The sequence below is a fragment of the Blastococcus sp. PRF04-17 genome (genome assembly GCF_023016265.1).
Lineage (GTDB): Bacteria > Actinomycetota > Actinomycetes > Mycobacteriales > Geodermatophilaceae > Blastococcus_B.
On sequence record NZ_CP095412.1, the window covers coordinates 22304 to 39968 of the forward strand.

Annotated in this window: 20 protein-coding genes; 7 read left to right on the forward strand and 13 right to left on the reverse strand. The window is 72.6% G+C overall.

Annotated elements, in window-relative coordinates:
• Complete coding sequence (locus MVA48_RS00125) at positions 1 to 1479, reverse strand: HNH endonuclease signature motif containing protein (protein ID WP_246984355.1); 1479 nt, start codon at positions 1477 to 1479, stop codon at positions 1 to 3.
• 58 nt (positions 1480 to 1537) lie between these two features.
• On the opposite strand from MVA48_RS00125, the gene MVA48_RS00130 reads away from it, so the two are divergent.
• Both MVA48_RS00130 and MVA48_RS00135 read left to right on the forward strand, forming a co-directional pair.
• Positions 1538 to 2278, forward strand: coding sequence for an alanyl-tRNA editing protein (locus tag MVA48_RS00130; RefSeq protein ID WP_246984357.1), 741 nt, complete (start codon positions 1538 to 1540; stop codon positions 2276 to 2278).
• A gap of 21 nt (positions 2279 to 2299) precedes the next feature.
• Entirely contained in the window at positions 2300 to 3187 is an 888-nt protein-coding gene (locus MVA48_RS00135) for an SGNH/GDSL hydrolase family protein (protein ID WP_246984359.1), read from the forward strand.
• Here the strand turns inward: MVA48_RS00135 and MVA48_RS00140 are convergent.
• The 5 genes from MVA48_RS00140 to MVA48_RS00160 all read right to left on the reverse strand — a co-directional run bounded on the left by MVA48_RS00140 (position 3178) and on the right by MVA48_RS00160 (position 6751).
• Positions 3178 to 3606 carry a hypothetical protein gene (locus MVA48_RS00140; protein ID WP_246984361.1) on the reverse strand — a complete coding sequence of 143 codons (429 nt, stop codon included), beginning with the start codon at positions 3604 to 3606 and terminating at the stop codon, positions 3178 to 3180. The two genes, MVA48_RS00135 and MVA48_RS00140, sit on opposite strands and share 10 nt — an antisense overlap.
• 470 nt (positions 3607 to 4076) lie before the next feature.
• On the reverse strand, positions 4077 to 4643 hold the full coding sequence (locus tag MVA48_RS00145; protein ID WP_246984363.1) for a DUF6318 family protein: 567 nt from the start codon (positions 4641 to 4643) through the stop codon (positions 4077 to 4079).
• 108 nt (positions 4644 to 4751) lie between these two features.
• Positions 4752 to 5111, reverse strand: a complete 360-nt coding sequence (locus MVA48_RS00150; protein ID WP_246984365.1) for a hypothetical protein — start codon at positions 5109 to 5111, stop codon at positions 4752 to 4754.
• A gap of 137 nt (positions 5112 to 5248) precedes the next feature.
• Complete coding sequence (locus MVA48_RS00155; protein ID WP_246984368.1) at positions 5249 to 5671, reverse strand: hypothetical protein; 423 nt, start codon at positions 5669 to 5671, stop codon at positions 5249 to 5251.
• Positions 5672 to 5725: 54 nt separating this feature from the next.
• Complete coding sequence (locus MVA48_RS00160; protein ID WP_246984370.1) at positions 5726 to 6751, reverse strand: glutathione S-transferase family protein; 1026 nt, start codon at positions 6749 to 6751, stop codon at positions 5726 to 5728.
• 99 nt (positions 6752 to 6850) lie between these two features.
• On the opposite strand from MVA48_RS00160, the gene MVA48_RS00165 reads away from it, so the two are divergent.
• Positions 6851 to 7516: a hemerythrin domain-containing protein gene (locus MVA48_RS00165; RefSeq protein WP_246984372.1), complete on the forward strand. Its 666-nt coding sequence runs from the start codon at positions 6851 to 6853 to the stop codon at positions 7514 to 7516.
• Here the strand turns inward: MVA48_RS00165 and MVA48_RS00170 are convergent.
• From MVA48_RS00170 to MVA48_RS00190, 5 genes are all read right to left on the reverse strand, one after another.
• Positions 7491 to 9692 carry an ATP-binding protein gene (locus MVA48_RS00170; protein ID WP_246984374.1) on the reverse strand — a complete coding sequence of 734 codons (2202 nt, stop codon included), beginning with the start codon at positions 9690 to 9692 and terminating at the stop codon, positions 7491 to 7493. The genes MVA48_RS00165 and MVA48_RS00170 overlap by 26 nt on opposite strands.
• A gap of 54 nt (positions 9693 to 9746) precedes the next feature.
• Positions 9747 to 10499 (reverse strand): Ltp family lipoprotein, encoded by a 753-nt coding sequence (locus MVA48_RS00175; RefSeq protein ID WP_246984376.1) that lies wholly within the window; start codon positions 10497 to 10499, stop codon positions 9747 to 9749.
• A 159-nt stretch (positions 10500 to 10658) separates the two neighbouring features.
• A complete protein-coding gene (locus MVA48_RS00180; protein ID WP_246984378.1) occupies positions 10659 to 11405 on the reverse strand; it encodes a hemerythrin domain-containing protein in 747 nt (248 codons plus the stop codon).
• A 124-nt stretch (positions 11406 to 11529) separates the two neighbouring features.
• Positions 11530 to 12147: a dihydrofolate reductase family protein gene (locus MVA48_RS00185; protein ID WP_246984379.1), complete on the reverse strand. Its 618-nt coding sequence runs from the start codon at positions 12145 to 12147 to the stop codon at positions 11530 to 11532.
• The gene (locus tag MVA48_RS00190; protein WP_246984382.1) at positions 12144 to 12566 is read right to left on the reverse strand and encodes a DUF1810 domain-containing protein; all 423 of its coding nucleotides are present in this window, start codon (positions 12564 to 12566) and stop codon (positions 12144 to 12146) included. The genes MVA48_RS00185 and MVA48_RS00190 overlap by 4 nt, the downstream gene beginning before the upstream one ends.
• A gap of 127 nt (positions 12567 to 12693) precedes the next feature.
• Here MVA48_RS00190 and MVA48_RS00195 point away from each other — a divergent pair, with 127 nt between their 5' ends.
• The 3 genes from MVA48_RS00195 (at position 12694) to MVA48_RS00205 (ending at position 15978) form a co-directional block, all read left to right on the forward strand.
• On the forward strand, positions 12694 to 14859 hold the full coding sequence (locus MVA48_RS00195; RefSeq protein ID WP_246984384.1) for a hypothetical protein: 2166 nt from the start codon (positions 12694 to 12696) through the stop codon (positions 14857 to 14859).
• A 65-nt stretch (positions 14860 to 14924) separates the two neighbouring features.
• Positions 14925 to 15398 carry a hypothetical protein gene (locus MVA48_RS00200; protein ID WP_246984386.1) on the forward strand — a complete coding sequence of 158 codons (474 nt, stop codon included), beginning with the start codon at positions 14925 to 14927 and terminating at the stop codon, positions 15396 to 15398.
• A gap of 4 nt (positions 15399 to 15402) precedes the next feature.
• Complete coding sequence (locus MVA48_RS00205) at positions 15403 to 15978, forward strand: TIGR03086 family metal-binding protein (RefSeq protein WP_246984388.1); 576 nt, start codon at positions 15403 to 15405, stop codon at positions 15976 to 15978.
• A gap of 18 nt (positions 15979 to 15996) precedes the next feature.
• Here MVA48_RS00205 and MVA48_RS00210 read toward each other — a convergent pair whose 3' ends face one another.
• Complete coding sequence (locus MVA48_RS00210) at positions 15997 to 16617, reverse strand: antibiotic biosynthesis monooxygenase (protein ID WP_246984390.1); 621 nt, start codon at positions 16615 to 16617, stop codon at positions 15997 to 15999.
• A 153-nt stretch (positions 16618 to 16770) separates the two neighbouring features.
• Here MVA48_RS00210 and MVA48_RS00215 point away from each other — a divergent pair, with 153 nt between their 5' ends.
• Complete coding sequence (locus tag MVA48_RS00215; RefSeq protein ID WP_246984393.1) at positions 16771 to 17013, forward strand: hypothetical protein; 243 nt, start codon at positions 16771 to 16773, stop codon at positions 17011 to 17013.
• On the opposite strand, the gene MVA48_RS00220 is transcribed toward MVA48_RS00215, so the two are convergent.
• On the reverse strand, positions 17014 to 17643 hold the full coding sequence (locus MVA48_RS00220; RefSeq protein ID WP_246984395.1) for a hypothetical protein: 630 nt from the start codon (positions 17641 to 17643) through the stop codon (positions 17014 to 17016).
• Positions 17644 to 17665 lie beyond the last annotated feature (22 nt).

Here is a 17665-nt window from a genome sequence, read left to right on the forward strand (position 1 = left end):
TCAGCAGCGCAGCACGTCCGGCGGTGCTTCTTCGTCGAGCCAGGGCGGATCCGGTTCCGATTCGAAGGTCCACCCCGGTGGACGGCTGACCCGCGAGACCCCGCTCGGGGTGCGGACGAGCAGCGTGCCGTCGGCCAGGAGCTCGAAGTGCCAGTCGCGGGCGAAGGTCTTGATGCGGTGGTGCCGCCGGCAGAGGCAGCACAGGTTCCAGCACGCCGTCTCGCCGCCTTGCCCGTGCGCCGTCACGTGGTCGATGTCGCAGCGGCCGGGAGCCCGCCGGCAGCCCGGCATGCGGCAGTGCCGATCGCGGATGCGGACGAAGCGCTGCTGCGCGGCGGTGGGCCGGTAGCGACTCGTCGCCGGTGGCGGCCGGAGCCCTGGACCGTCGGCAATCGCGCCGACGCCTTCCCGCCGTCGCCGGCGAGCGCCCGCGGCGCGGCGCAGCTCGCTGCGGGTCGCGACGGCGGCGAGTCGCCCGGTGGCCGAATCGCCGACGGCCACCAGGACGCAGCCGCTGGCGGGAGCGGACCGGACGCCGAGCATGTCCAGTTCCTCGAGCAGCTCACGGCACTGGGCGGCGGTGACGATCTCGCCGGAGACCTCGGCGGCCGGTCGGGTGCCGGGCTCTCCGTCGGACAGCGCCCGGAGAGGTGCGTGGATCACGAGTTGCGCGGTCACCGCGGGGCGCGACGTGTCCCACGGACGCAGGATCAAGTCGGCGGCCACCTCCGTGCGGAGCACGCCGATCGGCCGCGAGTCGCCGCCCGCCCGCAGGAGCTCGGCGTGCTGCCGGATGGCGTCGTGGCAGGCCAGGCTCCTGCCGAGCGGCATCTCCAGGACCAGCCGGCCCATGCCGTCGCCGATCGACTGGTGACTGACGTCGGCCCGGCGGGCGGCCTCCTTGCGGCGCTTCTCGAGCGCCTCGGCGTCGAGCCGGGTCAGGGCGCGGCGGACCCGGTCGCGGATCTGGGCGACGGTCAGGTCACCCGCGAGCGGGAGGATCGTGCCTTCGATCTCGGCGATCGCGCTCGCCTTGGCGTTGCTGAGGAGGTCGATGAGGGCGCGCGCCTTGCGGACGCTGATCCGGCCCTCGTACAGCGCGCTCCAGGTGCCGGGCAGAGCGTGGACCAGGATCAGGGCCTCGACGAGGAGCTGTTCGGCCTCGACCTCCGAGCAGCCGCGGATCAGTGCCAGCTCGGGCACCAGCGTCTCGGAGAAGTCGGCCAGCCATGCGGGCCGTCGGAACCGGCTGTCCCGTCCCCGGGCACCGCGCCGGCCGAACTCGTCGCCCCGCTGGATGCGCCGGCGCCGGGCGAAGGCGGCGATGGCACCGGCTCGCTCGGCCATGCTGCGGGCCTCCCGCGAGTCGGCGGCCCAGATGTCGGCGGTCAGTTCGAGGTCGGACGCCGTCGGGTCGTAGTCCCGCGGCACGGGCAGGACCGGCACCCCGTCGTCCCCCCTCGGCTCCTCGTCGAACACAAACCGCAGGTTAGAGACCGGGTCTGACATTTTCGGAAGCGCGAGGCAGCATGCATCCGTGACCACCGCGAGCGACCATCACGGGCACACTCACCGCCTCGACCTCGACGACGCGACCGTGCGCGAGTGGGAGGCCACGGTGCTGTTCGCCGACCGCGAGCAGGGCATCGTGCTCGACCGGTCGGCCTTCTACCCGGGCGGTGGAGGGCAGCCACCGGACGAGGGCGTGCTGCTGTGGGGCGGCGTCCGGACGCGGATCGCCGGCACGCGCAAGGGCGACGAGCTGTACCTGATCCCGGTCGAGGGCGACCCGGTGCCGCCGCCGGGGACCGCCGTCCGGGGTGCGCTGGACGACGAGCGGCGAACGCAGCTGATGCGCACGCACTCGGGGCTGCACGTGCTGACCGGCGTCGTCTTCCGGGACTTCGGGGCGCTGGTGACCGGCGGCAACATGGAGCCGCTGACCGCGCGCATGGATTTCGACCTGGCCGAGGTGCCGCCGGACTTCAAGGAGCGGGTGGCCGAGTCGGTGAACGCCGAGATCGCCCGGGACCGGCCGATCGAGGTGAAGACGCTGCCTGCCGCTGAGGCGTTCGCGATCCCGGACATCATCCGGACGGCGACCAACCTGCTGCCGCCGGACATCGAGCAGGTGCGGATCGTCGACATCGTCGGGCTGGACACCCAGGCGGACGGCGGCACGCACGTCGCGTCGACGTCCATGGTCGGCCGCGTCGAGGTGACCAAGATGGAGAACAAGGGACGCGGGTTCCGGCGGCTGCGGATCAGGATCGTCTGACCGCCTGGTAGCAAGGAGGGCGTGCCCCGTTCCATCTCCGGCCGGTTCCGGTCCGGCTCCGTCGGGTTGGTCGCCGCCGTCTGCCTGGTCGCCTGCTCGTCGGAGCCTGATTCCCCGGCCGCGTCGACCGCTACAGCGCCGTCCGGCGCCGCGGAGGAGGGCACGTACCTCGCGCTGGGTGACTCGGTGCCGTTCGGATTCCGCGGCAGCGCGCTGGCCGAGTTCCCGGACCCGGCGAACTTCGTCGGGTATCCGGAGCTGGTGGGCGACGAGCTGGGGCTCGACGTCGTCAACGCGTCGTGCCCGGGGGAGACGACAGGGAGCTTTCTGGACGCGGCGGCGCAGAGCAACGGGTGCGGCAGCAGCCTGCAGGCGGGCTTCGGCTACCGGAACGCCTATCCGTTGCACGTCGAGTACGAGGCGCCGGACCAGTCGCAGCTCGACTTCGCCGCGGACCTGTTGAGCGCGGACGACGACGTCGAGCTCGTGACCGTGCAGATCGGCGCGAACGACGCCTTCCTGTGCCAGCGGACGACCGCCAGCCGGTGCTCCTCGCCGGCGGACGTCCTCGCGCTGGCGCAGCGGGTGGAGGCGAACCTGGCGACCATCCTGAGCGCGCTGCGCGAGCGGTACGACGGTCAGCTCGTCGTCGTCACCTACTACGCGCTGGACTACGCGGACGCGTTCGGAACGGCGACCCGGCAGCTCGTCGCCGGCATCGCGCGGGTGGCGCAGGAGCACGGCGCCGACGTCGCGGACGCGTTCGCGGCGTTCGAGGGGCGCGCGAATGCGGCAGGCGGCGATTCGACGGAGGCCGGACTGGTGCTGCCGAACGACGTCCACCCGACCGTCGAGGGTCAGCGGCTGCTGGCGGACGCGGTGCTGGCGGTCGTCGAGGATCAGTCGTAGGGGTTCGTCAGGACCGGTCGGGCCTGGAGGACGTCGAAGGTGACCGGCGGGCCGTCGGTCGTCGTCGTGCCCGGGACGTCGGCCGGCGCGCTGCCGTCGACGGTGAACGTCGCTCCCCACGTGACGGTGAGGTAGGCGGTGTACGTGCCCGAGCGGTACGAGTGCTCGATCGTCTGATCGGGGTAGGGCGCGCCCGGGTCGGTGGTGACGAGCTGGCCGGTGGCGTCGCCGGTGTGCCAGGTGAAGCGCTCGGCGCGGGCCTCGATGACCACCTCGAAGCCGCGGATGTCGACGGTGAACGTCTGCGTCGTGGGGGAGTCGGTGTAGAAGATCACCGGCAGTCCGCTGAGCCCGTCGCCCGGCGGCTGGTGCTGCGTCTCGAGCTGCGGGAGCGGCAACCGCTCGAAGTAGCTGAACACCTCCGCACCGGACGGCGGCGGGTTCAGCGGTGTGACGTCCAGGCAACCCTCGCCCGCAGATCCCCAGTCCCCGATTAGCTCGCCTGGCCCCTGATCCCCTAGGACGGGAATGACTGCAGTGCCGTCCGGCCGCACGACGGGTCGACGTTCTATGAAGAAGTAATCGATGACTCGTCCCGGCTGCTGGGGACACACACGTAAGGTGGCTGGCGAGCAGTTGCCGGTTGCGTTGAAGGCAGCCACGCACTGGGGGATGAGCCGGTAGACGTAGTCCTCGACATCATCCGGTACTGCGCCCGCCACGGCAGTGGCCTGCTCGCCTGTCAGTCCCAGAGTTGCAGCGCCGTCTCCAAGCGCTGTCGTCGGACAGCGCCGCGTATTGCAGTCCGCCGCGACGGCTGGCGCGAAACTCATGAAAGCCAGGGCCGCAGCGAACAACACAGCCGAGAGAAGGCGAGTCAGATTGTGCGTCATCCGAGCGTCATGCTGGCGATCAACCAGCTCTCCACTTCGTCGGACCACGTAAGCGTGACGCCGGACGACAGCTTTGGAGCTGCCTCGACCGTTTCGATGGGAGTCCCCGAGGGATCGACGAGTTGCACCGCTTCCTCGCTGGCGATGAATGTGACGCTGACCTGGTCGCCCTCCACGGGGGCGGCAGCCGCGTCGAGAACGGTCAGTTCGCCTCCGACATAGCGATTGCCTACCTTGGCCGCCTCGTCATAGATGCGGGCAATTCGCAGGCACTCACGACACTCCGGGCCGAAGTCGCGGAGAGGCTCACCAGCCGGAATGGCCTGCTGGCGATTGAGCAATTCAATCCAGTAGTAGAGGAACGCCTCCGCACCGGCGGCGTCTTTGGTGCGAGCCTCGTCGGGTACGGGGAAGTCGGCCGGGCCGAGCTCGGGAAGTGCCTCGGTGGTCTCCGCGGCACTCGTCGGCGGGAGCGTGGTGTTCGCTGCCTGCGGCTCGGAGCAGCCGGTCAGCGTGGCTCCCGTGACGAGGAGACCTGCGACTGCCCAGCGAAGATCACGCACAGCGGCAGGGTACGCAGGAGCGGTCGCCGGCCGTTCCGTATCTGTGGACAGTCGGCCACTCGACGCCGGATCGGGTGAACGAAGGCCTCCCCGAGGAGCCAGCACGGCTCAGCGGTCGGCGATGCAGACGCGGAACTCACCGTCCTCCAGGACGACGAGAGTTTCTCCCCAGTCCGACCAGGGCTCGTGATTTCCACCGCTCGGCTTGGCCGTGTAGCGAATGCTGACGCCCTGTGCCCCAGGCTGGTCGATGCCATAGGCATCCGAGATCTCCACCTCGACGTCCGAGGGCGTCATCGAGTACTCGTTGAGCTCGGTCAGCCGCTCCGTGAACGCGGCATAGCTGCCATGCGCCTCACGAGCGAGTCGGCACGACACCGCCCATGCAGCCGGCCAATCTTCGGCATACCGGGCTTCGAGGAAGGTCTGCGCGACACTGGCAGGGGTCTCGAGAGGAGGCAGCAGCACAGACGCCGCTCCGACGCCCCCCGCGACACAGGCGCCGGTGAGGAGTGCCTCGAGCTGTGAGCGCTTCCGCCTCCGACGCGAGCGCTTGACCGCAACGTGGAACGGCTCGTGGTTCTGGTGGAGGGACCTCGTGAGGGTCATGCCGGCAGGTCCACGAGCGGGACGACACTGCCGCCCGCGGCGAGGTGAAGGCTCCAGGTGCCGTCGATCCGGCCGTCGTCGAACACCGCGCGGAACTCCTCCGCCCACTCGTCGTCCGAGGGCGTGATCTCCGGCCGGCCGGGACGGCACAGCGCCATGGCCAGGTGCCCCGACCCGTCGAGATGGGCGTCGATGACGCCCTCGCTCACGTTCCGCAGGTTCACCAGCAGCGCGGCGTCCGGACGCTCGGGGAGGCCGTCGACCGGGATGACGATCGGCGACATCAGGCCGTCGACCCCGATCCAGGACAGCCACAGGCTGCGGGCGCCGAAGACCGGAGGGTCGAGCAGGCCCGTCCAGCGCCGGGTCAGGTCGTCAGCGGTGCGGACCGGAACGGAGGGCAGCGAAGGAGTCGACATGCCGCCCACCGTGACAGTCGGCGGCGATGGCCGTGAGCGTTGTCCACAGGCCGCTCAGCGGTGCGGAACACCTCCGGGGCCGTGGTCGGCCGGTACCTCCTCGCCGGCGGCGACCGGGCCGGGCGGCGTCCCGTCGCCGAAGGGGAATTCCCCCAGCTGCTCCCGGAAGTGCGGCATCAGCCAGTTCGAGGTGTCCGGTCCGCTCGGGACGATCCGCGTCGGATTGATGTCCTCGTGGACGACGTAGTAGTGCTCCTTGATCTGCGGGAAGTCGATCGTGTCGCCGAACCCGGGCAGCTGGAACAGGTCGCGGGCGTAGGCCCATAGGACCGGCATCTCGGTCAGCTTGTTGCGATTGCACTTGAAGTGACCGTGGTAGACGGCGTCGAAGCGGGCCAGCGTGGTGAACAGCCGGACGTCGGCCTCCGTCACCGCACCGCCCATGAGGAAGCGCTGGTGCTCGAGCCGCTCCTCGAGCCAGTCCAGCGCCGTGAACAGCCGCGCGAAGGCCTCGTCGTAGGCCTTCTGCGAGCCGGAGAAGCCGCAGCGGTACACGCCGTTGTTGACCTCGGTGTAGATCCGCTGCATGACGTCGTCCATCTCGTCGCGCAGCGCCTCCGGATAGAGGTCCGGTGCACCGGGACGGTGGTAGGCCGTCCACTCGGTCGAGAAGTCGAGCGTGATCTGCGGGAAGTCGTTGGTGACGACCGCACCCGAGGGGACGTCGACCATCGCCGGCACCGTGATCCCCTTCGGGTACTCCGGGTCGCGGGCGAAATACGCCTCCTGCAGCCGCTCGTAGCCGAGCACCGGGTCGCGGCCGCCAGGATCCAGGTCGAAGGTCCACGACCGCTCGTCGTGCGTCGGTCCGCAGAGCCCCATCGAGATCACCGGCTCCAGGCCGAGCAGCCGGCGCACGATGATCGACCGGTTCGCCCACGGGCACGCGCGCGCGGCGATCAGCCGGTAGCGCCCCGGCTCGACCGGCCAGCCGTCCCGCCCGTCGGCGGTGATCCGGTCGGGGATGTAGCTGGAGTCCCGCTGGTACTCCTTCTCGACGTAACCGCTGTCCTCGCTCACCCCTCCACCCTGAGGGACGGCGGAACGGCGCGCAGTGTGGGGGTGGCGTGGGGGCGCTGTGGGTGTCGACGGACAACGCCCGGCGACAGGCTTCTCGGCATGACCGAGACCGCGAACACCACCCTCACCGACGTCCACGACATGGTCGTCGTCCACCGCGTCTTCCGCCGCGAGCTGCGGCTGATCCCGGAGCTCGTCCGCGAGGTCGCCCCCGGCGACACCGCGCGCGCCGCCGTCCTCGCCGGCTGGTCGCGCATGGTCCTGCAGGGCCTGCACGGCCACCACACCAGCGAGGACCTGCTGCTCTGGCCCAAGCTGCTCGAGCGCTGCCAGCCCGACGCCGAGCTCGTCCACCGCATGGAGCAGCAGCACGAGCGGGTGCACGCCGCGCTCGACGCCCTCGGCCCCGCCCTCGACCGGTGGGAGGCCGAGGCGCGGCCGGCCGTCACCGAGGAGGTCGCCGCCGGCTTGGACGCCCTCCGCATCGCCCTGCTCGAGCACCTGGACGAGGAGGAGCGGGAGATCCTGCCGATGGCGTCCCGCCACATCACCCAGGCCGAATGGGACGAGCTCGGCGAGCACGGCCTGCAGGAGACGAGGAAGAAGGACCTGCCGGTCCTCTTCGGCGCGGTGCTCGAGGAGGCCACTCCCGACGAGCGGGTGCACATGCTCGGCAAGGTGCCGCTGCCGGTCCGGGTGCTGATGAGGGCGGTCTTCGCCCGCACGTACGCGCGGCTGATCAGCCGGGTGCGGAACGGCCGGTGATCGTCCCGGCCAGCCGGGGGACGTCGCCCGGGCGCAAGCCGCGCCCGCGTTCCCAGGCTCGCCGGAACGCGTCCTCGCCCAGCCGCTCCTGGACGGCGGCCAGGTACTGCCGCGCGAACTCCAGGTCCGGCGGGAACGTGACCGCCACCGAGCCCGCCTCGGCGGTGGCCGATCCGGCGGCGAACAGCTCGGCGGCCAGTTGGAACTGACCCGACCGCGCGGCCAGCACCGCGAGGCCCGGCATCGTGTAGACCAGCGTCCAGCTGGTGCCCACCTCCGCGGCCAGAGTGGCCGCCTCCGACCACTTGTCCAGCGCGGTCGCGTCGTCGTCGGCGAGCAGCGCGAAGCTGGCCTGCACGTTCAGGATCGTCGCCAGGGTGAACGGGCTGGCCAGCTCGCGGCCGAGCCGATCCGCCTCGGCCAGCGCCTCGGCCGCGCCGCCGGCGTCTCCGGACAGGAAGCGCAACTGGCCTTCGGTCATGGCCGCGTGAGCGGGCACCCATCCGGTGCCGTCACCCGCCGCGACCTCGGCCAGCCGCGCCCGCGCCACGTCGAGGTCCCCGAGGAAGAGGGCGGCCAGGCACGCGAACACCAGGGCCTGGGTGCGGACGTCGTCGTCGCCGGCCGTCCTGGCCGCTTCCGCGGAAGCGTTCGCGGCCGCCGCCGTGCCCGGGACGTCGCCGGACGCGAACCGCAACGCGGCCAGCGCCAGGTCGCGGTCGGCGCCGGAGTCGAGTCGCGACATCCAGCCCAGGCCCTCGACCGTGTGGCCGCGCAGCGCCCAGTACAGCCAGGTGTCGGCACCCAGCCGGGCGGCGGCGTCGGGCGAACCGCGGTCGACGAGCCGGCGCAGGGTGGCGCTGAGGTTGTCGTGGTCGGCGGCCAGCCTCTCCAGCCACTCGGCCTGCTCGGCGGTCCGCAGACCGGCGCCGGCCCGGGCGCACAGCGCGACGAAGAAGTCGGCGGCCCGGTCGGCGACGGCGTCGGTCTCGCCGGCCTGCGCCAGCCGGGCGGCCGCGTACTGGCGGATCGGCTCGAGCATCCGGTAGCGGTCGCCGTCGAACAGCAGCAGCGACTGCTCGACCAGGCCGGCCAGCGCCGGGACGACGTCCCCTCGACCGGCGACAGCTTGTGCGGCGTCGAGCGGGAAGCCGCCGGCGAAGACGGCCAGCCGGCGGAACAGCCGCTGCTCGTCGGCGGTGAGCAGGTCGTGGCTCCAGTCGAGCGTCGCCGGAATGGTCCGCTGCCGCTCCGGCAGGTCGCGGGTGGTCGGCGAGCTGACCGCGGAGTCGAGCCGGCCGAGCAGCGCGGACGGCGTCAGGAACCGGGTGTGCGCGGCGGCGAGCTCCAGCGCCAAGGGCAGGCCGTCGAGGCGGCGGCAGATCGCGGCGACGTCGGCGGCTGTGGCGCCGGTGAGCTCGAGAGGCCGCCCGGCGGCGCGGGCGCGGTCGAGGAAGACCTGCATTCCGGCCGGCAGCGGCAGCGGGTCGAGCGGACGGTCGCGCTCGGCCCGGATGCGCAGCGCCGCCCGGCTGGTGGCGAGCGCCACCAGCCCGGGGCACCGGGCGAGCAGCTCGGCGACGTCCGGAGCGGCGTCGAGCACGTGCTCGACGTTGTCGAGGACGAGCAGCTGCCGGCGGGTGCCCACGAAGGCGGCCAGCGCGTCGACCAGGGGCGTCGCGAGTCGCTGGGCGCCGAGCGCGCGGGCGACGGTCGGCAGCACGAGGGCGGCCTCGCGCAGCGGAGCGAGCTCGGCCACCGCGACGCCGTCCGGGAAGTCGGGTGCCAGCACGCGGGCGACGTCCAGGGCGAGGCGGGTCTTCCCGACCCCGCCTGGGCCGGTCAACGTCAGCAGCCGGACGTCGCCCGACCGCAGCAGGCCCACGATCTCGTCCCGCTCGGCGTCCCGGCCGATCAGTGGAGTCGCCGGCGAGGGCAGAACCGGGGCGGCGGGATCGCCGGGTCGAGAGGAGGCGGTGAGCAGTTCCCGTTCGGCGTCGTCCAGACCCAGGGCGTCCCCCAGGACGCGCACGGTGTGCGGGTACGGCCGCCGCCGTTCGCCCCGCTCCAGCGCACCGACCGCCTTGGCGGTCAGCCCGGCGCGCGAGGCCAGCTCCTCTTGGCTCAGTGCGGACCGTTCGCGGAAGCGCCGCAGCTGCTCCGCGAACCCGCTCACCGGCAGGAAGGTAGCCGACCTCAGGCGGCGAACGGAGTGAGCGGCGCCGGAGGTTCAGCCGTCGTACGCCTGGCTCGCTCCGTACTCAGCCTCGGCCGCGGTAAAGCCCTCGTAGATCAGTTGGTCGACGAGCCCTTGGCGGGAGAAGGCGGTGTAGTCGAGGTATTCAGCAGCCTTCAAGGCAGCCTGCTGGTTCCAGTCGACACCCAGGTTATCGACCGCCCAGGTCGCGTCCGCAGTGGAGTAACCCTCGTACTCGAGCTGGCTGATCAGACCTGTCCGTGAGAAGGAGGTGTAGTCGAGGTACTGCCCGGCGGAGCGCAGCGCGTTCTCCTGGCCGGCGGACAGAACCGGCGCAGGCGGGGGTGGAGGAGGCGGCGGCGTCGTGGGCGGGGGCGGCGGTGGAGGAGGAGTCGATGTCGTGGACGACGGGGCAGCCGACTCCCTGGTGGTGGGCGCTGCAGACTGTTCCCTGACGGACTCCTCCTGCGCCTCGGTGACGCCCGAGGCGGCCGACACCGGCCTGTCCTTCTGGGCGGCGCCGATGATGCCGGCGACGACTGTCAGCCCCAGAACGGCGGCTGCCGCGATGGCCCACCAGCGCCTGTACCAAGGGTTCTGAGGTGCTCCCGGCACAGGCACCGGGGGAGGGAACGCGAACACGGCGGTCTGCGCGCTGTCGTCGACCCAGAACTGCCAGCCATCCGGCGCCGGGCCCCACGCCGCGTCGGGCTGCCAGCCGGGCGGCGGCGTCCATCCCGCAGGCGGTGTCGGCCAGTTCGGTGGCGGGTTGAAGCGGGCCGGCATGGTGGAACCCCCGTGTACAGACAGAGAAAGCGTTGGCCGCTCACTATGTCTTCTGCGGGCCCTCGCCGGGAGCGATCGGGTTTCTGAGAGGTTCCGTTTCGGTCACCGACCGTTGCCTGCACACCAGGAGTCACTCGACGCGTGACGTCCCCAGGCGGGTCAGGCGGCCGGCGGGGCTCCGCGCAGCCGGACGACGGCGGCGCGGAAGGTGCGGTGCCCGACGACCCGCCAGGCGGTGCGGACGGCGGGGGAGAGACCGGCCATCAGGCGGGCGCGGTCGAGGGCGCAGGCGTCCTCCAGGGCGAGGCCCAGCACGATCATCTGCTCCCGCCCCGACAGGCCGTTGCGCGCGGCGCGGCAGACGGCCGACCACTCGGCGTCCGGAAGGTGGCGGGCGACCAGCGGCAGCAGCCGGAGCTCCTCGTCGGCGGTGTGCGCGTCGATGGAGTCGGCGACCCGGGTGCAGGCGCGGGCGAAGCCGTCGCGCGCCGACACGGTCTGCGCGACCGCCCACTGCCGGGCGACGGTGGAGAGGTCCCGCAGCGCGTGGTCGAGCAGCGAGGCGCGGGTGGTCCAGTCGGCGACGAGCTCGCGGGCGGCCTCCTGCTCCTCGGCGGGCAGGTGCCGGAAGAGGGCCGGCCACAGGTGCGCGCGCTCGGTCGCGTGGTGCTGCAGGACGACCCGCGCGATCAGGTCGGCGTGCCGGGTGAGCTCGCCGGCCCGCTGCACGTCGTCCCCCTGGGCCCAGGAGGCCAGCTCGGCGAGCAGGTGGAACTCGCGCCGCACCATGCGGTGCACCACCTCCTGGTAGCCGATCGCGGCGGTGCGGCGGGGCAGCGACTCGGCCGGGACCCGGGGCGTCGGAACGGTCGTCGAGGCGGGTCGGGCGAGGACGGCGGCGGTCACGGAGGCACCTCGTGGGCTCGGCAGGAACGGACGACTCACGCTAGGAAGAGGCGCGTCCCGGCCACCAGGTACAGCTGTCCCGCACTTCCGGGATCTCTTCCCGTACAGAGCCCGTACAGCAAGGTCAGCGGTGCAGGGTGGGCCGGTAGACGAGCTCCTGGGTTCGGCCGTCGAGAGTCCGGCTCTCCAGCAGCTCCAGGTCGAAGTCGGCGGCGCCGGCGAAGACCGGATCGGTCCCGGTCCGGCCGGTGATCACGGGGAAGATCGTCACCTGGACGACGTCGACCAGCCCTGCGGCCATCAGCGCCCGGTTCATCGACAGGCTGCCGTGCGAGCGCAGCGGCACCGGCGACTCCCGCTTGAGCCGGGCGACGACGTCGACGGCGTCACCGCTCGCGAGGGTCGCGTCCGGCCAGTCGAGGGGGCTGCGCAGCGACGTCGACACCACCGTGGTGGGCATGGTCGTCATCCGGGCGTTGATCGGGTCGTGCGCCGGGTCGAACCCGCTGTCCGGGCCCAGGTGGTGCTGGAACTCCCGGAAGGTGGTGGCCCCGAGCACCAGCCGCTGGTCCTCCGCGTACTGGCCGCGGCGCCGCTCGACGAACTCGGGGCCCTGCTTGCCCCAGTAGCCGCCCCAGTCGCCGCGCTCGTCGTAGGAGCCGAAGCCGTCGAGGCTGGCGAAGACGTCCCAGGTGTAGGTCACGGTCATGGTGATCAGACCGGGGACGGCGGCCGGACTCATCGCAGGCGCGCGAGCGTGGCCTCGTCGGGGACGCCGCCGAAGTAGTGGTCGAGCACCTCGCCGAACACCGGCTCGTCGGGTGCGGCCTGCGTGAAGAGGGTCATCGACGACCGCAGCTTCATCGCGTCGACCGGCCCGAGCACCTCGTCGGCGTCCTCGGTGTCGAGGGCGGTGAGCGCCCTGGCCGACTCGACCAGCCGCCGGCCCAGCACCGGGTGGCCCAGGTAGGCGCGCGCCTCCTCGAGACCGGAGATCGCGAAGCGCTGCGCCATGCCGCTGCGGCCGAGCCCGGCGACCTGCGGGAAGACGAACCACATCCAGTGCGTGCGCTTGCGGCCCGCGCGCAGTTCGGCCAGCGCCTGGTCGTAGGTCTGCGACTGCGCGTCGAGGAACCGCTGGAGATCGAAGGGGTCGGCCACCCGACGACGCTAGCGCCCGGCACTCCGGCCCTCCCACGTCCAGCAACCCCTTGACCTCGCCCGGCCGCGTCCGGATCCTTCGCTCAGGTCGGACGCGGCTCCGCCACGGGGAACGGGGAGTTCGTGCGTGTCCGGTCAGAGACTCCGCCGTCGCCTGTCGGTGCTGGTCGTCGTCCTCGGGCTGCTGGTCGCCGGCTGCTCAGGCACCGAGCAGCCGGCGGACTCCCGCGCCGAGCCCGCCGTCCTCGAGGGCAGCCCGCTGGACTCGCCGGACCCGGTGCCCGAGCCGACAGGTGAGGGCACCGAGGTCGGTCCGGACGGCGGGGACGTCGACAGCGGCGACGTCGAGATGTCCGTGCCCGCGGGCGCCGTGCCGGCGGGCCACACCTTCACCGTGCCCGAGCACGCGCCCATCCCCGCGCAGCCCGGGGAGATCTTCGGCCGGCCGGTGGCCCTCGAGCACGACGTCCCGCTGGCCTCGCCGGTCACCGTCCGCTGGACCCTGCCCGCGCTGGACGACGTCCAGCGCGCCAGCCTCCTGCTCGCCAAGTGGGACGCCGACGCGAAGGCCTGGGTGTCCCGCCCCGACGTCGCCTTCGAGGTCGACGGCGACACCCTGACCGCCGAACTGAGCGAGTTCTCCTGCTGCTGGGACTGGATCGCCAACGCCGGCCAGTCCCTCGGCGAGCTCGTGGGCGCCCGGCGGGACGCGCCGAAGTGCAACGGCAAGCGGCTGCCCGGCTGGGTGCGTCAGGTCGTCGACCCCGACGAGGGGACGAACGCCGCCGCGATCCGGGTCTGCTTCGAGCCCGACACCCGCGACGAGATCGTCACCACGAGGGTGGTCAACAACCGCCCGTTCGCCCAGCGCCTGCACATGACCGCCGGCGACCAGCGGTGGGCGTGGACGTGGCCGGGACAGGAGACCTACGACGTCGCGTCGACCGTCTACGGCGCCGCGCGCACGGTCTTCGACTCGCCCACGAGCCACCTCATGCCGCCGCTGAGCGAGACCGCGGTGGGCATCGGCCGGCCGGGCGTGCCCGGTCAGGTGCACATCGCGGCCCAGGCGTCGGTCGACCCCATCACGCTGCTGGTGGACGTTGTCAAGTTCGGCTTCGAGCAGGTCGACATCGGCGGGACCGACAACTTCCTGCTCGACGCCCTGGCCCAGGCGATGTACTCGTGCGGCGGCGGGCAGCTGCTCGGCCGGCCGAACCTGAAGGACCCGGCCGAGATCGTGCGGACCGCGCTGGACGTCGTGGGCAGCTGCGCCGACGAGATCCGCACCGGACGCGGGGAGTTCGGGCACCTCTTCGAGGAGCTCTCCCGCGCCGCCCTCGCCCGCGCCGGTCAGCGCGGCGACGACGTCGTCATCAAGGTCAACCGGCTGACCCACGCCGCCTCGGCCGCGTTCAAGGCCCTCACCTACGCCAAGGTGGCTTTCTACCTCGCCGACGAGTTGCAGAACCAGTTCGTCGGCCCGCTGACCCTCAGCGTCCGCGGCGACGGACGTGCGCAGGGACTGGGCGCGTGGACGCCGACCTGCACCGACACCGACGCCGACTCCAACCGGCTCTTCCGGAACCTGGCGCTGCGCGACGAGTTCGCGGACACCTCGCGCGAGTACTGGCAGTTCCCCGGCTGGGCGCCCGCGGCGGCCAGGGCCGTGGCGCCGCTGCGCGCCTGCACGGCGCAGTACCGCACGAGCCTCGCGGACCTGCTGCCCGGTGACTGGGGCGACCCGCGGGCCGCGCGGGTCGTCGCGGACGCGATCCGCGCCCTGGTACCGGCGTCGGGCTCGGTGACGCTCTCGCTCGGCGGCACCTTCGAGGGGACCGACCTGTTCGCGCCCGAGGACGACGTCATGGCGTTCCTGACCGAGCGGCTCGGTCCGCCGGACGACGTGTTCGACCGCGCCATGTGCGAGATGGGTGCGCCGCCCGGGCGCCGGGTGACCTGGGGCAACCTCACCGTCCTCTTCGTCGACGACGGCAATGCCTACCTGGCGGGCAGCCTTCCCCCGCTGGACCGGCCGGGGCCGATCGCGGTCGGGTGGGAGTACTGGCGGATCAAGACCGGCGGCGATGCGCAGGGCCTGCGCACGGACGAGGGCATCGGGCTGGGCGCCTCGCTCGACGACGTCACCGCCGCGTACCCGGACGCTCAGGTGGGGGAGGACTTCGCCGGCACCTACGCCCAGGTCTTCCGCGGCGACTTCTCCGGCGTCACCTTCAGCTTCGCCGACGGGGAGGTCGTCGCGATCAGCTCCGGAGGCGGCTGCGGGGAGTGAGGGAAGGCCACCTCCGCAGGGTGGCATCCCCTGGCGCGGACGGCGCCCGGTCGGCCACGATGTCGGTGACCGATCGGGAGGACGGCGCCATGCAGAGACTGCGGTCGCTCAGCCTCGCCCTGCTCGCGGTGCTGGCGCTGAGCGGTCTCGCCGCCGCGGCCGCGCTGATCACCGACCCGGCGGGCGCGCGGTTGCGGCTGACCGTCGAGGACCTGCCCGGCTGGGTGCCGGGCGCCGACTGGCTGGTTCCGGGGGTCGTGGTCGCCGTCCTGTTCGGCCTGCTGCCGCTGGTCGCGGCGGTGCGGGTCTTCCGGTGGTCCCGGGGCGGCTGGACGGCGACAGCCGCGGTCGGCCTGCTGCTGTTCGTGTTCTCGGTGGCGTTGATCGGGGTCATCGGGTTGCGGCACGCGTTCGTGCAGGCCGCGGCGCTGATCGTCGGCGTCGCGCTGACCGGGCTCGGCGTCGACGGCGGCACCACCGCCGACCGCGAGGACGCCTACGCCGACGCCGATGAGAAGGGGATCGACGTCTGGTCCTAGAGGCATGGACCTGGATCTCGCTCCCACCGTCACCGAGGTCGCCCGCGTGGTCAGGGGCGTGCGCGACGACCAGCTGGCCGCGCCGACCCCCTGCACCGACATGTCCGTCGCCGCTCTGCTCGACCACCTCGACGGACTGGCGCTGGCCTTCCGGCTGGCGGCCGAGAAGGCTCCGCCGGGTGGTGCTCCTCAGCCGAGCGCGGAGAAGCTGACGCCGGACTGGCGCACCCGGATCCCCGCCCGCCTGGAGTCGCTGGCCGCCGCGTGGCGGGAACCGGGTGCCTGGGACGGCGAGACCGAGGTCGGGGGAGTGCAGATGCCCGGGGAGGCCGCCGGGCTCGTCGGGCTCAACGAGGTTCTGGTGCACGGGTGGGACCTCGCCGTGGCCACCGGCCAGGCGTACGCGGCCGACCCGGTCGCCGCGCAGGCGTGCGTCGATCTCGTCCAGGACTTCGCGGTGGCCGCACCGGAGGCGCGGGACGAGATCTACGGTCCCGTCGTCCCCGTGCCGGGTGAGGCGCCGGTGCTCGACCGGCTGCTGGGTGCGGCCGGCCGCGACCCGGGGTGGACGCCGCGGTGACCACGACCGGCCGGTGCGTCAGACGGTCTCGGGTACTCGCAGGTGGGCGAGCGCCAGGTCGAACTCGGCGATTTCGGTGAACGTCCAGCCGGTCAGCCGGTTGAACTCCTCGCGCAGCGGCTTGGCCATGGCGGTCGCGGCGTCCATCGCCTGCCGGCTCTCGTAGACCACCGCCGTGGCGCCGCGTCCCCTGTCGCGGTCGAGCAGCAGGCTGACGCTGCAGAAGCCGGGCAGGTCCTCCATGCGCGCGAGCAGGTTCATGCGGACGGCGTCCAGCACCCGCTCGGCGTCGTCCGGGTTGCCACTGCTCCAGAGCACGCGGCAGCAGGCGCCGTCCGGTGCGTGGTGCAGCCGGTGCAGGAGGGCTATCTCCCACTCTTGCACCTCGGACTGCCCGCCGAGCACGTCGGCGTAGCGCCGGCGCATGTCGTGCATGCCGCCCTCGCTGTCGTGCATCGCCTCCTCGGTCTCCCAGGCGGTCGTCGCGATGCACCGGCCGCTGTCGCGGTCGCACATCATCGACAGGCCGATGCAGCCGGGCATGTCCTGAACCAGGGGCATCGCCTCGTCGCGCAGGTAGGCGATCGCGTCGTCGATGTTCCGCGGGTCGCCGCGGACGGTGGTCGTTCGGGCGTACATGCCGGCCTCCTCTGCAGCTCTGGCGACGCCCCTGCGGCATCGCCGCGGAGGCCATGCTCCTCGCCCCCGCGGGCGGAGGGAACCCACTCCGGGGGGCGAGGTCGTGCGCGAACGGGTGTCGCTGGACGTAGTGGAGCCACTACAGTGCGCCGCATGGAGGTCGAGGCCGTCGGCAGCGTGCCCGCTCCCCGGCGACCCGTCGAGCCGGCCGGCGTGACCGCCGAACTGGCGAGAACGCGCGCCAAGGTGCGCGAGGCCGCGCCGGCCGGCCGCTGGGACGGCGTGCTGGCCGAGGTGACGCGCCTGCAGTACGACCAGGGCCTGTCGCCGCTGGCGGCACTCCAGGCGGTCTACGCCAAGCTCGCCTCCGGCTGGGTCCCGCCGATCGCCCGCTGACTACACCGTCTCCGGTACCCGGAGGTGGGCCAGGGCGAGGTCGAAGTCGGCGACGTCGGTGATGTGCATGCCCATGTGCTGGGTGAACTCCTCGCGGATCGCCTGGGCCTGACCCTTGGCGCGGTTCATCGTCTGCCGGCTCTCGTAGACGGCGGCAATCGCGCAGCGCCCGGTCTCGCGGTTGACGAACAGGCTGACGCTGCAGAAGCCGGCGAGGTCGTCGATCCGGGGGAGGATGTGCTCGCGGAAGCCGTCGATGATCCGGTCGGTGGCGCCCAGCGGGCCCTTCGCCCGGATGACTCGGCAGGCGGCGTCGGGCGGGGCCTCCCGCAGCCGGTGGACGACGCCGACCTCCCACTCGGCGACCTCGGTCTCGCTCTCGGCGCCGCGGACGCTCTCGACCGCGCGGGCACGGATCGCCCTGATCGCCTCGGCGCTGTGCCGCATCGCCTCGACGTCGTCCCACGCCGAGGTGACGATGCACCGGCCGGTGTGCCGGTCGACGAGCATGGACAGGCCGACGCAGCCGTCCATCTGCCGGACCGCCGGCAGGACCTTGTCGCGGGTGTAGGCGATGCCGGCGTCGATGGCTGCCGGGTCGCCGCGGAACGTGGTCGAGCGCGCGTACATGAGCTCCCCCTCGAGCCGGTCG

Coding starts and splice junctions, on each gene's coding strand:
- MVA48_RS00155 (WP_246984368.1), bottom strand. CDS start 5,671: ATGTCGACTCCTTCGCTGCCCTCCGTTCCGGTCCGCACCGCTGACGAC.
- MVA48_RS00165 (WP_246984372.1), top strand. CDS start 6,851: ATGACCGAGACCGCGAACACCACCCTCACCGACGTCCACGACATGGTC.
- MVA48_RS00175 (WP_246984376.1), bottom strand. CDS start 10,499: ATGCCGGCCCGCTTCAACCCGCCACCGAACTGGCCGACACCGCCTGCG.
- MVA48_RS00185 (WP_246984379.1), bottom strand. CDS start 12,147: ATGAGTCCGGCCGCCGTCCCCGGTCTGATCACCATGACCGTGACCTAC.
- MVA48_RS00205 (WP_246984388.1), top strand. CDS start 15,403: ATGGACCTGGATCTCGCTCCCACCGTCACCGAGGTCGCCCGCGTGGTC.
- MVA48_RS00210 (WP_246984390.1), bottom strand. CDS start 16,617: ATGTACGCCCGAACGACCACCGTCCGCGGCGACCCGCGGAACATCGAC.
- MVA48_RS00215 (WP_246984393.1), top strand. CDS start 16,771: ATGGAGGTCGAGGCCGTCGGCAGCGTGCCCGCTCCCCGGCGACCCGTC.
- MVA48_RS00220 (WP_246984395.1), bottom strand. CDS start 17,643: ATGTACGCGCGCTCGACCACGTTCCGCGGCGACCCGGCAGCCATCGAC.